Source organism: Sphingomonas sp. LR60 (assembly GCF_036855935.1).
Taxonomy (GTDB): domain Bacteria; phylum Pseudomonadota; class Alphaproteobacteria; order Sphingomonadales; family Sphingomonadaceae; genus Sphingomonas.
This window is the reverse complement of record NZ_JASPFK010000001.1, coordinates 432,357-446,195: the sequence shown is the minus strand read 5'-3', so window position 1 is coordinate 446,195 and position 13,839 is coordinate 432,357. Positions and strand designations below refer to the sequence as shown.

Annotated in this window: 17 protein-coding genes and 1 tRNA gene; 10 read left to right on the top strand and 8 right to left on the bottom strand. The window is 67.7% G+C overall.

Annotated elements, in window-relative coordinates; all coding sequences use genetic code 11:
- Positions 1–37: 37 nt before the first annotated feature.
- Positions 38–808, bottom strand: coding sequence for a 3'-5' exonuclease (locus QP166_RS02080; protein WP_333914405.1), 771 nt, complete (start codon positions 806–808; stop codon positions 38–40).
- Positions 809–939: 131 nt separating this feature from the next.
- Entirely contained in the window at positions 940–2,265 is a 1,326-nt protein-coding gene (locus QP166_RS02075) for a DUF2171 domain-containing protein (protein WP_333914404.1), read from the bottom strand.
- A gap of 242 nt (positions 2,266–2,507) precedes the next feature.
- Here QP166_RS02075 and QP166_RS02070 point away from each other — a divergent pair.
- The 4 genes from QP166_RS02070 (at position 2,508) to QP166_RS02055 (ending at position 4,372) form a co-directional block, all read left to right on the top strand.
- A tRNA-Ala gene (locus QP166_RS02070) sits at positions 2,508–2,583 on the top strand.
- Positions 2,584–2,628: 45 nt separating this feature from the next.
- Complete coding sequence (locus tag QP166_RS02065; RefSeq protein WP_333914403.1) at positions 2,629–3,369, top strand: NUDIX hydrolase; 741 nt, start codon at positions 2,629–2,631, stop codon at positions 3,367–3,369.
- Between the two features lie 77 nt (positions 3,370–3,446).
- Complete coding sequence (locus QP166_RS02060) at positions 3,447–4,097, top strand: extensin-like domain-containing protein (protein ID WP_333917230.1); 651 nt, start codon at positions 3,447–3,449, stop codon at positions 4,095–4,097.
- Positions 4,088–4,372 (top strand): barstar family protein, encoded by a 285-nt coding sequence (locus tag QP166_RS02055; RefSeq protein ID WP_333914402.1) that lies wholly within the window; start codon positions 4,088–4,090, stop codon positions 4,370–4,372. Before QP166_RS02060 ends, QP166_RS02055 begins: the two co-directional genes overlap by 10 nt.
- Positions 4,373–4,375: 3 nt before the next feature.
- Here QP166_RS02055 and QP166_RS02050 read toward each other — a convergent pair whose 3' ends face one another.
- The 4 genes from QP166_RS02050 to QP166_RS02035 form a co-directional block, all read right to left on the bottom strand.
- On the bottom strand, positions 4,376–4,915 hold the full coding sequence (locus QP166_RS02050) for a hypothetical protein (RefSeq protein WP_443027179.1): 540 nt from the start codon (positions 4,913–4,915) through the stop codon (positions 4,376–4,378).
- 248 nt (positions 4,916–5,163) lie between these two features.
- Positions 5,164–5,457, bottom strand: coding sequence for a hypothetical protein (locus QP166_RS02045; RefSeq protein ID WP_081668704.1), 294 nt, complete (start codon positions 5,455–5,457; stop codon positions 5,164–5,166).
- Between the two features lie 61 nt (positions 5,458–5,518).
- The gene (locus tag QP166_RS02040) at positions 5,519–6,292 is read right to left on the bottom strand and encodes a transglutaminase-like domain-containing protein (protein WP_333914400.1); all 774 of its coding nucleotides are present in this window, start codon (positions 6,290–6,292) and stop codon (positions 5,519–5,521) included.
- A 79-nt stretch (positions 6,293–6,371) separates the two neighbouring features.
- Positions 6,372–7,112 (bottom strand): Bax inhibitor-1/YccA family protein, encoded by a 741-nt coding sequence (locus QP166_RS02035; RefSeq protein WP_333914399.1) that lies wholly within the window; start codon positions 7,110–7,112, stop codon positions 6,372–6,374.
- Positions 7,113–7,233: 121 nt separating this feature from the next.
- Here QP166_RS02035 and thpR point away from each other — a divergent pair, with 121 nt between their 5' ends.
- Both thpR and QP166_RS02025 read left to right on the top strand, forming a co-directional pair.
- Entirely contained in the window at positions 7,234–7,776 is a 543-nt protein-coding gene (thpR, locus tag QP166_RS02030; protein ID WP_333914398.1) for an RNA 2',3'-cyclic phosphodiesterase, read from the top strand.
- A 100-nt stretch (positions 7,777–7,876) separates the two neighbouring features.
- The gene (locus tag QP166_RS02025) at positions 7,877–9,427 is read left to right on the top strand and encodes a spinster family MFS transporter (RefSeq protein WP_333914397.1); all 1,551 of its coding nucleotides are present in this window, start codon (positions 7,877–7,879) and stop codon (positions 9,425–9,427) included.
- Positions 9,428–9,449: 22 nt separating this feature from the next.
- Here the strand turns inward: QP166_RS02025 and QP166_RS02020 are convergent, their stop codons facing one another.
- A complete protein-coding gene (locus tag QP166_RS02020; protein WP_333914396.1) occupies positions 9,450–9,992 on the bottom strand; it encodes a superoxide dismutase family protein in 543 nt (180 codons plus the stop codon).
- 64 nt (positions 9,993–10,056) lie between these two features.
- Positions 10,057–10,926, bottom strand: a complete 870-nt coding sequence (locus tag QP166_RS02015) for a CDP-alcohol phosphatidyltransferase family protein (protein ID WP_333914395.1) — start codon at positions 10,924–10,926, stop codon at positions 10,057–10,059.
- Positions 10,927–11,058: 132 nt separating this feature from the next.
- On the opposite strand from QP166_RS02015, the gene QP166_RS02010 reads away from it, so the two are divergent.
- From QP166_RS02010 to QP166_RS01995, 4 genes are all read left to right on the top strand, one after another.
- Entirely contained in the window at positions 11,059–12,165 is a 1,107-nt protein-coding gene (locus QP166_RS02010; RefSeq protein ID WP_333914394.1) for an inositol-3-phosphate synthase, read from the top strand.
- 12 nt (positions 12,166–12,177) lie between these two features.
- A complete protein-coding gene (locus tag QP166_RS02005; protein WP_333914393.1) occupies positions 12,178–12,909 on the top strand; it encodes a phosphocholine cytidylyltransferase family protein in 732 nt (243 codons plus the stop codon).
- Between the two features lie 89 nt (positions 12,910–12,998).
- On the top strand, positions 12,999–13,193 hold the full coding sequence (locus QP166_RS02000; protein ID WP_333914392.1) for a hypothetical protein: 195 nt from the start codon (positions 12,999–13,001) through the stop codon (positions 13,191–13,193).
- A 330-nt stretch (positions 13,194–13,523) separates the two neighbouring features.
- Positions 13,524–13,838 (top strand): hypothetical protein, encoded by a 315-nt coding sequence (locus QP166_RS01995; RefSeq protein ID WP_333914391.1) that lies wholly within the window; start codon positions 13,524–13,526, stop codon positions 13,836–13,838.
- Position 13,839: the final 1 nt, after the last annotated feature.

Genomic DNA, 13,839 nt, shown 5'->3' with positions numbered 1-13,839 from the left:
CGACGGCCCAACCTAGTCCGGGAATGCTCCAGGTTCATCAAAGCAGCAGCTCCTGCGCGGTCATCCGCCCGACATGCCCGCCGCCACGGCGGCGCGCCATTTCGGTTTCGGCGGTGAAGCGCACATCGGGATCGCGGTCGGTCAGGAACTTGACGAGGCTTTCTTCCTCGATCTCGCGCCACTCCTTGCCACGATCCGGACCGTAGCGAACCCGCGGCAACAGCCCCGGCTCGCTCGACCATTGGATCAATTGCGCCGCCGATGCCTCGTTCAACTGGTCGCGCAGATGATGCGCGGTCACATAGGCGTCGGGGAAGGCGCGATGCGCGGGCAGCCCACGCTCATGCTCAAGCCCATGCGGCTTGCGCCAGTACCGCAGCACCTGATTGGAATAGCTCGGCGAGTCCGGCCACAGCCGCAGCGCGCATTTCCATGTGCAGATCCAGTCGGCGCCATGCGTCAGCGCCGGCGTACAGAATTGCTCCTCGAACGCCGCACGATGCGCCGCCAGCGCGATGCGGCGCGGGTACGGATCGAGCACCTGTCGCGCGACATCGTGCCACCACGGCGCGTCGGCGACATCCTCATCCCGGATATGGTGGATCGCCTGCGTGATCGCGGGCATCGGACGGCCCGGATTGACGAGGATGTTGCCGCCCTCGCCATAAAGCTCCCAGCGCCCGTCCGCACCCAGCGCGACATCCTGCCAGCCGACCTCGCACACCGCGTGCGCTGGCGGCGCCGCGCCGGTGGTTTCGAGATCGATGACGCGGATGATCTTTGATTGCGTGCGACGGGGATACATCATGCCGATCCGATGTGGGGCCTTTCGCCGCGAAATGCCACCTTTGCCGCCGCACACGAAAAAGCCCCGGACCATCCGGTCCGGGGCTTTCCGTCACAGCCGCGCTACCTTCCGGCGGCGCGAACCGCGGCCGTTCAATACGTGCCGGAGAAGCTGCTGTTCAGGTTGGTGTCCTTCTGATCGGTCGTGCCGGTCGTCGTGGACCCTGCGGCCGTGGACCCGGTGGTCGACGACCCGGTCGTCGTTCCCGTCGTCGTCGACCCGCTGGTGGCCGAGGACGTCGACGAACCCTGCATCCGGTCGCGATTGCCGGAGCGATCGTCATGGCCGAACATCGCCTGGTTCTGCTCCTCGTTGCGCCAGTGCTGCTTGGCCTCGTCGGCGGTCTTGGACAGGCTGACCTTCTTGTCCTCGACCGACTTGATCCAGCGCGACGGGATCGAATGGTGCTGGCCACCCGCAGCGACGTCGTTCTTCGTCAGGATGATACGGTCACCACGGACCTTGTCGACGGTGCCGACGTGGCTGCCGTCGGAGCCGACGACTTCGAAATGCTCCTGCACCTGGTTGAGCGAGGTGCGCTGCGTCTGGCGCTCGCTGCGGAAGGACGAGAATTCATTCTCGAAGCGCGAACGGTTTTCCTGACGATATTCGTCATAGTCGCGATCGAGCGCCGCGATCTGGCCCGAGCGCCAGTTGTGATAGTCGCCGTCCCGATCCGAGCGACCCTGCTGCTGGTAATAGCGCTCGTCGTAGCGGCTGTCGGCCTCGCGACGACGCTCCGCATCCTCGTCACCGAACCAGCTCCGCACTTCGTCGCCGGCGCGCGCGAAGAACCCACGATCGTCGTAGTCATAGCCCTGCGGCTGACGTCCGTAGTTCGCGCCACGGTCGCGATGACGGCTCTGCGCGCCGCCGCGGTAGGCGTCGTCGTCGTCATGACGATGCGAGCCGACGTCGTTGAAGCGACGACCGTCCGAACCGTAGCTGCCATGGTTCTCGCTGCTCTGGCCATAGCCCGACGACTGGCCGTACCGCTGTTGCTGGCCAAAGCCGCCGCCCGAGCGCTCGCTGTACCGGTCACGATAGTCGCTGCGCTGGCCGCTCGAATAGCCACGGTCCTCACGATCGCGGTCGTAGCTGCCGAAGCCACCCTGCTGACGGCCATAGCCTTCGCGCTGGCCGGAATTGTCGCGCCCGTAGCTGGACTGGCCGTAGTCGCCCTGCCCGTAATTGTCGCGTCCGGCGCTGCGTTGCCCGTAGTCGTCGCTCTGTCCGTAGCTGCTGCGGCCGCCACGATCGTCGTCGCGATCGTACGATCCCGCCGCCTGATAGTCGCGCGCGCTCGAATAGCTGCCGGAGCGGCCAGAGCCATAGTCGCGACCATAATCCTGCGTTTCGCTGCGCCCGTAATAATCGCCCTTGGGGTCGGTACCGCGCGGATAGCGTTCGTAGCCCATCTTGATTCTCCTGCGTCAGACACGGGTCGCGCACCGCGTTGCGGCGTCGCGCCAGTATCCGGGAGAAAGCTGATCTGCGGCAGTTCGTTCCTGTCGTTACACTCGCACAACGTTGTTTTCGTCGCGTGTCCGCACCGGCTGATCGTCCGGTATTTTTCGGATGTTGGGTGGCGACGGCTGTTGCGTCGCCCGCAGATCGCGTTTAAGGGCGTCGCTCCCGGCCACGCCGGGCATCGGCGGGCGGGGCTGTAGCTCAGATGGGAGAGCGCTGCAATCGCACTGCAGAGGTCAGGGGTTCGATTCCCCTCAGCTCCACCACCCGCCGCCGATGATGACCCAACTTCCCCTTCTCCACCCGACGCGATGCCCGCCGCCACGCTGGTGGTTATGCGCGATCGTGCCGACGGTCCCCCCGACATATTGATGGTCGAACGTGCCGGCATCATGGCCTTTGCGCCCGGCGCGATGGTCTTTCCCGGCGGCCGCGTCGACCCCGGCGATCATGATCTCGCCCGTGCGTTCGGAATGGCGGATATAGACGAAGGCGCCGCGCGCATCGCGGCGATCCGCGAGACGATCGAGGAGGCAGCCCTGCCGGTCGGCTTCGCCACTGTCCCCGATGCATCCATGATCGCGACGATCCGCGCTGCGCTAGGCAGTGGCGCGACCTTCGGCGAGGCGCTGGCGGCAGCGGGCGCCACGCTCGATCTCGACGCCCTGGTGCCGTTCGCCCGCTGGCGCCCCGAATATAGCCCGGTGCGCCGCTACGACACGCGCTTCTATCTCGCCGCACTTCCCGCCGACGCGCCCGCGCCGCAGGTCGACGGCACCGAGAACGTCCGGCTCTGCTGGTCGAGCGCTCAGGCGATGCTCGTCGATGCCGATGCGGGACGTCTGTCGCTGATCTTTCCCACGCGCCGCAACCTCGAGCGGCTTGCCCTGTTCCGCACTTATGCGGCTGCGGTCGCGCAGGCGCGCGCGTTCCCCGTGCGCCTCGTGGTGCCGTGGTTCGAACTTCGCGACGGGGAGGAATATCTCTGCATTCCCGACGACCTCGGCTACCCCGTCACCGCCGAGCGCCGCGATCGCGTGCAGCGCGGGTAGCGGGCGCGATCCGACACATCGCCGGATGGAGCGTTGCATTGGCGCTGCTCGCCACGCTCGCGCTCGTCACCTGGGCGATGCTGCGCGGACGACCCCAGGACCTGCCGTGGACCCCACTCGATCTCGGCCAGCCGGTCGGTCTGTTCACCGGGCGCAAGCTGGCGGGGCTGACCGGCGATGCGAACGCGTGCCGCGGATTGCTGACACAGGCCGGGGTACGCTTCACTGCCCTGCCCGCACGCCGCGACGGCCGATGCGGCTATGACGATGCGGTGCGGCTGACCGCCGGCGGCGCGCGCAGCACCGCGCTGTCACCCTCCAACCTCGGCATCGCCTGTCCGGTCGCGGCTGCGTTGACGATGTGGGAGTGGAACGTGCTGCTCCCCGCCGCGCGCCGCCATTTCGACGCCCGCGTCACGCGCATCGATCATTTCGGCAGCTATTCGTGTCGCCGCCTCTACGGCCGCGACGCCGGAGCGTGGAGCGAACATTCAACCGCCGACGCGATCGACATCGCCGGCTTCCGCCTGTCGAACGGCACGCGGATCAGCGTCGCGCGCGATTGGAAGGAAGGCGGGCCCAAAGCGGCGTTCCTGCGCGAGGTACGCGATGGCGCGTGCGGACTGTTCGCGACGGTCCTGTCGCCCGACTACAATGCCGCGCATCGCGATCACTTCCACCTCGACCAGGCGGCGCGCGGTGAGAAAGGCTGGCGCGCATGTCGCTGATAGTGCTCGACGCGCGCGATTGGCAGCAACGCGAGGACTTCTGGGCGGCGCTGTTGCCGGCGCTCGGCGCGCCCGATTGGCACGGCCCCAATCTCGACGCGCTTTACGACGGGTTGGTGGCGGGAGAAAATCGCATCCGCCCACCGCTGACCGTCGAGATCGCGATCAGCACGCCGCTCCCGGCGCCGCTGCTCACCTATCTCGACCGCGTGCGCGGCGTCTTCGACGATGCCGCACGCGACACGCAGCTGCCGATCGCGCTGCGCTTCACCTGACGATCAATGCGGCAGCGCGGCCGTGTCGACCTTCTCGACCCAATGCGGGAAGAACGCCGGCTGCCGTGACGACCAACCGGACGCCGTCGCCGCCGCCTCGCTGATCGACTGGAGCAACTGACGCCGCAGTTCCGGATGCAGATGCGGCATCGCCGCCGCCGAGCAAAAGGCCGATGGCAGCCACGGCCGCACCTTCGCACCGACCAGCCGTTCGAACAGGAAACGGAACGCCGAGAAGGAGGTGATCCGCCCCTGCCCCAGATCGAACGCCGCCAGCGTGATCAGCGGTGCGAGCACCTGTTCGGCGGCATCGAGGCCGCTGTCGTCGGGAACCAGCGCGCGGATCCCGGCAAGGCGGCGATAATGCTGTGCCTGCGCCCGGATGCTCGCCGCCTCGACGATATCGCGCGACCAGCGCGCCAGTGCGTCATCGCGATCGAGACCGACGTCGAGACTGCGGCGAATGTACCGCTGCGTCGCTGCAGGGAAGGTCGCGAACTCCTTCATCTCGGCCAGCGTCATCGCCCCTTCGGCTGCCTTCATTCTACCCATCGTCACACCCCGCCGTGCATGATCCAATGCCCGGAAGAATGCGCCAAAGTGGTTAACGTTTGGCTTAACGGCGCCGTCTTCCGACTGTCACAAGTCAGCATGGCCCGTGCCGCACCGCAACATAGATGCGACGAACGGAGTAGTAACGTCAGATATGAAGGTCAGGGACGGTTACGCGCAACAATCGACGCGCCGCCGCCCGGGGCTCTTCCCCGACCGGCGGCGCGGACACGTACGTATCAGGCGTCGCGCTGGCGCTCCGCCTCTTCCGCTGCATCGAAGCCGGACGAAGGCGCCGGCTCGCTGCGGCCAGGCTGCGTGATCGACACCGGGTCGGACGCGTCCATCGTCTCATCGAGTCCAGCGTCCAGGCGCGCATCCTCGCTACCCGGATGCTTGGCCAGTCTTTTCTCGATGGAGCGGTCCTGCCCCGCATCCTGTCGGGCGTCCTTCGATCCACCGGCATTGCCGGCATCGGGCGCTACCGACAGGCTGTCGAGCGCGCGGTCGTCGATCGGGCTCGCTTCGGTCATCATACCCTCCTCATCCGGACACATTGGTTCACATCTCAACGCCGCTCGTGCGACCGCGTTCCTAGGGTAGCCGCGTCACCCGCACGCGCTGCTCCCACAGGCTGGCCATGCCGAAGATCGTCATGAATGCGATATCGGTCGCGTCACGCCCGACACCGACCAACGCGATCTCATCGGGATGCGCCATGCCGGTCGCGTCGAGCAGATGCCACGCTCCGTCCAGCCACACCTGCGCGACCGCATGGAAGTCGGGCGGATCGACGCCGGGCGCATAGACCGACACGCAGCGCGCCGGGATCTCCGCTGCCCTTGCCAAAGCGACCAGCAGGTGCGCATAGTCGCGACACACGCCACGCCGCTCCGCGAAGGTATGCAGCGCGCCACCGCCCGGCGCGACCGGGGCGTAGTCGAGATTGTCGCGCACCCAGTCGGCGAGCGCCACCGCCAGCGCGCCGCCACTCAGTCCATCGAACGTGCGCCGCACGAAATGATCGAACCGATCGGCCTCGATGTACCGGCTCGGCAGCAGATACGGGATCGTCGCCGCGGGCAGCCGAGCCGCCGGGGTGGCGGGTAACAGGTCGAGCCGAACAGTCGGGCGGTCGATCGCGACGATCGCATTATAGCGCGCCACCAGCCGGTGCTCGGCGCGCGCCCAGCAACGTTGCCCGATCCCGTCCTCGCCCGCCACCGCGCGGATCGGGTGATCCGACTCGATCACCAGCGATTGGGTCTCCAGCAACTGATCGGGCAGCGCCGCGACCTCGATCTGCAGCAATACATCGGCGGCGGCGGGAAAGCCGTAATCCAGCACCGCCTCGATCGACAGGCGCATCCTCGCCCCTTCCACACAAGAGAAAGGGCCCGGCAGTCACCCGCCGAGCCCCAGACGTTCCGTCACTCAATCCCGCGGATCAGTCGCGGTTCCCGCCGAACAGGCGCAGGATGAACAGGAACATGTTGATGAAGTCGAGGTACAGGCTGAGCGCCGACATCACGACCGCCTTGCCGACCATCTCCGGGCCATAACCCGCGACCTGGAAATACAGGCTCTTGGTGCGCTGCGTGTCATAGGCGGTCAGCCCCGCGAACAGCAGCACGCCGACCAGCGAGATCAGCAGCCCGAGCGGACCCGAGTTGACGAACAGATTGATCAGGCTCGCGACGATCAGCCCGACGAGGCCGATGATCAGGAAGGTCCCGAACGCCGACAGGTCACGCTTCGTCGTATAGCCGTACAGGCTCAACGCCGCGAAGCCCGCTGCGGTGGCTGCGAACGCCTGCGCGATCGCGATCGGCGAGTAGACGAAGAAGATCGACGACAGCGACAAGCCCATCGTGACCGCAAAGCCCCAGAACATCGCCTTGAGCGTCGAGGTCGAAAACTTGCCCTGTCCGAAGCTCATCGCGAACACGAACGCCAGTGGCGCCAGCGCCACGACCCAGCGCAGCGGCGTGCCGAACACTGCCTGGGCATAACCCGACAGCGCAAAGCCGAGCGCCACGATGCCGGTCAACAGCACGCCCGAGGCCATGTAGTTGTAGACGGACAGCATGTACGACCGCAGGCCGGCGTCGCGCGCCTCCGTGCGGGTGCCCGAAGCGGCCCCGCCAAACGGGGCAGCGGAGGGCCGGGGATCGGACCAATTGGCCATTGTCTCTTTGCTCCTTCATCCGAACGAATGGGTCGGATACGGGGAATATCGCGCGTCGGTTCCCGCTTTTCAAGCGAGCCGCGCGCGCGCATCCGATCCAGCAAAGGTTCGTTACAGCCCCATGCACCGCCTCTTCGTCGCGCTGCGCCCGCCCCCTGCGATCCGCACCCTGCTGCTCGACGCGATGGAGGGGCTTCCCGGCGCGCGCTGGCAGGACGATGAGCAGCTTCACGTTACCGTGCGCTTCATCGGTGAGGTCGATCGTCGACAGGCCGAGGACGTCGCCACCGCTTTGTCGCGCATCGCCGCGCCCACCCCGACGGTGCGGCTCGACGGAGCGGGCACGTTCGACAAGCGTGGCCGGATCGACACGCTCTGGGCACGCGTCTTCCCGGTCGAGCCGCTTGCCGCGCTCCACCGCAAGGTCGACCAGGCGCTCGCCCGCGCCGGGATCGCACCCGACACCCGTCGCTATCTCCCGCACATCACCCTCGCGCGTTTCTCGCGCACGGCGGGTGACCCGGCGCTGATCGACCGCTGGATCGCCGACCACGCCGCACTCGCCTCGCCCGATTTCACGATGCCGCACCTGACTCTCTACGAGAGCATCCTCGGCCACGAAGGCGCGCACTACGAGCCGGTGGCAAGGTGGCCGCTGGACTAACGAGCCGTCGCCCCGGAGTAGCCCCGGAGAAGAAGAGCAAAGAGCGTCCTCTTCCCTCGCCCCATTACTCTGTTACGCTCCCGAAAAATCGGGAGGATGCATGGCCGGAGAGCAGGACGCCCGCGCGAGCGGCTATGCGTGGTATGTGCTGGGGCTGCTGTTCCTGGTCTATGTCCTGAACTTTGTCGACCGTCAGGTGATCTCGATCCTCGCCGAGGACATCAAGCGCGATCTCAACCTTCGCGACGAGGATCTGGGATTTCTCTACGGGACGGCGTTCGGCGTCTTCTACGCGCTGTTCGGCATCCCGCTGGGGCGGTTGGCGGACAATTGGCACCGCGTTCGGCTGATGACCGCCGGGCTGACGCTCTGGTCGGCGATGACCGCGCTGTCGGGCCTGTCCGCAAACGGCGCGCAGCTCGCCGCCGCGCGCGTCGGGGTCGGCGTCGGCGAGGCGACCGCTTCCCCCTCGGCCTATTCGCTGATCTCGGATTATTTCCCCAAGCGCCTGCGTGCCACCGCGCTCTCGATCTATTCGGCGGGCCTGTATGTCGGCGGTGGCTGCTCGCTGTTCATCGGCGGGCTGATCGTCCAGAACTGGAACCGCGCCTACCCCGGCGGCGGCCCGCTTGGGCTCGCCGGCTGGCAGGCGGCGTTCCTTGCGGTCGGCGTGCCGGGGCTGGTGCTGGCGATGGTCGTCGCGACGTTGCGCGAACCGGTGCGCGGTGCGGTCGAAGGGCTGCCCACACCGCCCCCGCACCCGGCGCCCTTCCGCGCTTTCCTCGACGAGCTGGTCACGATCCTGCCGCCGCTGACCCTGATCGGCGCGGCGCGGCTCGGGCGGCGCGCGCTGCTCGTCAACCTCGCAGGGCTGGCCGTCACCGTCGCGCTCGTCGCGCTACTCCGCGCGTTCGGCGAGCCGCTGCCGCAATGGGTCGCGGTCGGCGTCGGCGGTTATGCCGTCTTCTCCTGGGGCTGCGCGCTGCGGCACCGCGACCCGCCGACCTTCGCGCTGATCCTCGGCACGCCCGCCTTCCTTTGCACCGTGATCGCCTATGGGCTCAACGCCTTCATGGCCTATGCCTCGAGCTTCTGGGCAGCGCCCTATGCGATCCGCGTGCTCGGCGTCTCGCCCGCAGAGGCCGGGCTGTTCATCGGCGGCGCGGGCGCGGCAGCGGGATTCATCGGCGTGACCACCGGCGGATTGATCGCCGACCGGCTCCGGCGCAGCAACCCGGCCGGCCGGCTGGTGCCCGTGCTGGCCAGCGCGGTGCTGCCGGTGCCGTTCATGATCGCCGGCTACACCACCGCGACGCCGGTGGTGCTCTATGTCTGCGTGTTCTGCGCACAGATCTTCGCGGCCTGGGGGCTGGGTGCCGCGGCGGCCGCGACGCAGGACCTGGTGCTGCCCCGCATGCGCGGCACCGCGACCGCGACCTTCTTCATCGGCACGACGCTGATCGGACTGGCGCTCGGTCCGTATCTCGCCGGGCGGATCTCGACGCTCAGCGGCAGCCTGTCGACGGGAATGCTGTCGCTACTGCTCAGCGTGCCGATCACCCTGGCGGCGGGGCTGGCAGCCTACCGCCGCTTCCCCGCCGCCGAGCGAACGCGGGAAGCGCGCGCGCAGGCAGCGGGGGAGCCGATCTGACCTCAGCGTCGGCGAAGTGGCTTCACGAAGCCTGGAACACCCCGCACGCGATCCGTCCACCCGAATTGCCGCTTGGGTCGGTCATCAGGTCGTCCGGTCCGGCGTGGATCACCATCGCCGCGCCATCGGCATCCAGCAGCCCGGCCAGCGTCGCCCCCGGGATCACCGCGCCGATCGTCCCGCGCCCGTCGCTGCCGATGACGAGGTTCTGCAGGTCGCCCTGATGCGGCCCCTGCGGGTTCATCGTGCCGTGCTTCTTCTGGGTCGGGTTCCAGTGTCCGCCCGCGCTCGTGAAGTCCGGCGCGTCGCAGCGCCCGACCATATGGACGTGTGCGCCATGCGTCCCCGCCGGCATGCCCGTGGCGTCGATGGTGAAGCGCACGCCGCCCGCCACCTCGGTCGCGCTCGCGCGGCCGACCGGCGCGCCGGTCGCGGTCGCCAGCATCGCCACCGCGCGCGCGCCGCCCGCGACCGGCGTGCCGGTGTCCATCTTGCCCTCGTCGTTGCACGCCGCCAGCGACAGCGCCGCCAGCCCGATACCCGACATCATCATAACCTGTCGCATCGTCGCTCCTCCCTATGATCTCTCTCGCGCCAACCCGCCGCCGTGCGAGCCGGTTCCGGCGCCGCTATTGATGCCCGTCCGCGATCAGTGCTGCGATCCGCCGCCCCAGATACGCGGCCTGCATGATCGCCAGCACCAGCCCGATGTTGAGGACGACGATCTCGATCAGGAAGAACCACAACGGCGTCCCCGCGATCATGCTCAGCCCCAACAGGATGGTGCGCGGATTGGCGCCCAGCGCCGCCAGCAGCGGCAGCGCGCGCGACCCGACCGTCCGGGCGATCCCGGCGATCCGCCGCCGCTCGGGCGGATCGGCCTCCGCACTCGCCACTAGCGCGTTGACGCGCTGGGTCGGTCGCGACAGCGCGTGCCACACGCTGAGATACAGATTAGACAGCGCTACCCCGATCCCGCGCCCGTCCGACTTCGCATTCTGCAGCCACGGCGTATTATACGCCCACCATTGGTAGGTCCGCCTCTGGCTCTCGGCGAAGACCGACTGCACCGCACGGCTCAGCCCCGCGGCGATCGCGATCGGCCACGCGATCCAGCCCACGGTGTCGTCCAGCGTGCCCGCCAGCAACAGATACAGGACGCCATGCCCGGCATAATCGCACAGGCCGTCGACGATCTCGCCCGACGGCGACGCACGCCCCGACATCCGCGCCAGCGCACCGTCCGCCCCGTCGACGACATGCCAGCCGCAATGCAGCGCGAAGCCGATCGCGATCGCCACCGGGGTCGCGACCCAGGCGTAGAGCACGGCCGTCACCATCACCATCACGGCGCCGGCGATCGACACCATGTTCGGCGTCACCGGAGTCGGCACCAGCGCCTTCGCCAGGCGATGCGCCAGCGGGTGATACAATACCCTGTTCAGAAAACCTTGCAGCTCCCGCGGCTTTCCCGCCACAGCCGTTTCAGATTCGTTCACGCGGTCCCTCGCGAGATTGCCCCGCTGCGCCTATACAGCGCATCGGCTCGCTTGACAGATGCCACGTATCTGTCACGAAGCGGCAACGTAAAATGGCTTTTCGTCCGACTAAGCGTCGGCAAGTGGGGTAGAATGGCGACGATCAAGGTTGCGGTTATCGGTGTCGGCAACTGCGCAAGCAGCCTTATTCAAGGGAAATATCACTATGCCGGCAGCAACACCGCCGCGGGTCTGATCCACGAGGACATCGGTGGATACAAGGTCGGCGATCTGGAGTTCGTCGCGGCATTTGACGTCGACTCGCGGAAGGTCGGGCTTGATCTGGGTGAAGCGATCTTCGCCAAGCCGAATTGCACCAAGGTCTTCCATGCCGACGTGCCGAAGACCGGCACGATCGTGAAGATGGGCGCGAAGCTGGACGGCGTTGCGCCGCACATGCTGACCGCGGCCAACGATCGCGGGTTCGAGATCAACGACACCCGTGACGCCGAGAAGGCGGAGATCATCGCCGAGCTGAAGAGCTCGGGCGCCGAGATCCTCGTCAACTTCCTGCCGGTCGGCAGCCAGGTCGCGACCGAATTCTACATGGAATGCGCGCTCGAGGCCGGTCTCGGCGTCGTGAACTGCATGCCCGTGTTCATCGCTTCGCGCCCCGATTGGGAAAAGAAGTTCGCCGATGCCGGCCTGCCGATCATCGGCGATGACGTGAAGGCGCAGGTCGGCGCGACGATCGTCCACCGCGTGCTGTCGAACCTGTTCGGTCAGCGCGGCGTGACGATCGATCACACCTATCAGCTGAACACCGGCGGCAACACCGACTTCATGAACATGCTCGACCGTAACCGGCTGCAGAGCAAGAAGGAGTCGAAGACCGAGGCGGTGCAGGCGGTGATCGCCGAGCGGCTGGCGGACGAGAACATCCACGTCGGCCCGTCGGACTACATCCCGTGGCTGGGCGACAACAAACTGTGCTTCCTGCGGCTTGAGGGCGACCTGTTCGGTGGCGTGCCGATGAACCTCGAACTGCGCCTGTCGGTCGAGGATTCGCCGAACTCGGCCGCGGTCGTGGTCGACGCGATCCGTTGCGTGAAGCTCGGGCTGGAGCGTGGGATCGGTGGCGCGCTGGAAGGCCCGTCGGCGTTCTTCTGCAAGCACCCGCCGCAGCAGGTGACCGACGACGTGGCGGCAGCGATGACCAACGAGTTCATCCACGCCGACGCGCGCCTCGCCGCCGAATAAGGCCCTTCGACCTTGCACGCGCTGATCGTCGCGGCCGGCTATGGCAGCCGGCTGCGCGAGGTGTCACCCTCGAAGCCGCTGACGCTCGTCAACGGCGTTCCGCTGATCGAGCGCGTGCTGCGCGCCGCCCGTGCGGGCGGCGTTACCGACGTCACCGTCGTCACCGGCCATGAAGCGGAGCGGCTCGAACGCCATCTGGCGCTCGCCGCCGCGACGCTCGACCTGCCGGTGCGATGCGTGCGCACCCCCGATTGGTCGCTGTCGAACGGCCATTCGGTGCTGACCGGCGCCGATGCGATCGGCGCACGGCGGCATCTGTTGATGATGGCCGACCATCTCGTCGACCCGGCGCTGATCGCGCGCGTCGCCGCCGCTCCGGAGGCGGCGCTGACGCTCGGCGTCGACCACCGGCTCGACAATCCGCTCGTCGACATGGACGACGTCACGCGTGTGCGTGCCGAGGGCGACCGGATCGTCGCGATCGGCAAGCATCTGCCCGACTATAATTGCTTCGACACCGGCGTCTTCGCGGTCGACGCGCGCTTCCACGACGCGCTGCGTGCCTCGATCGCCGCGGGTGGCCCGGGATCGATCTCGGCCGGCGTCGAGACGCTAGCGCAGGGCGGCGAGGCCAAAGTGATCGACATCGGCGACGCCTGGTGGCTCGATGTCGACGACGCCCGCGCGCTGGCGCAGGCGGAGGCCGCCCTGGCGGTCCGCGACACGCATCAACACGCCGCCTGACAGCAACAAAATCTCACCGGCCAGCCCGGAACACGCCCGCAACGCAGGTTATTACACCCGACGATTGTCTTGATCGCCGGAGAATGACCATGTCGCACGACCATCGCCCGATCGGCCAGCGCAGCAGCGCCGGCTGGCCCGCCCTACTTGCGATCTGCGTCCTGATCGTGGGTGTCCTCTATCTCACGCTCGGCCGCAACGAACCCGCCGCGCGTGTCAAACCCGCCACCGGAACGGCACAGGCGATGGCCCTCGCCGCCGGACAGCCGAGCGCAGAACGTTAAGGCGGAATGACCGACCCCGTTCGTGCTGAGCCTGTCGAAGCACATGCGCCTCCACCAGCGCCCTTCGACAAGCCCGGCACGAACGGTGCAGTGCCATCAGGCCAGTGCCAGAACATGATGCGCGACTTGCCTCAAGTCGTCATTGCGAGCGAAGCGAAGCAATCCAGGGCGTCCTGATCCGGCCCCGGACGGCGTCGCTACGCTCGCAATGACGAACCTAGGTCGCCATGTCATCCTGACCTTGGATCACTCGCCGGCTCGACAATGGAGACCGTCGCACCAGCCATCAGCCGTCAGGGATCATCACCCCGACCCGCGCGTTGCCCCATCATGACCGACCCCGTCGACCCCCAGCATCGCCGCCGGACCGCCTTCGACAAGGACACCGGCAAATTTGGCCAGGGCTACACGCTCGACGAGGAGCGCAAGCTCGCGGAGGACATGCCCGCCGGCTCCGTCGCCTCAAAGCCATCCACGCTCGCCGCATCGGAGGGCGACGCCGGCCGTCGCGCGTCGTTCGATCCCGCGACCGGCGCGGTACACGGCAGCGGTGCCAGCGCTGGCGGTGGCCATGACGGCGAGGACCCCAGCGACGATCGCGCGGGCGGCTCCGGCGCCCCGCTGACCGGTGTCGGCACGGACTGAC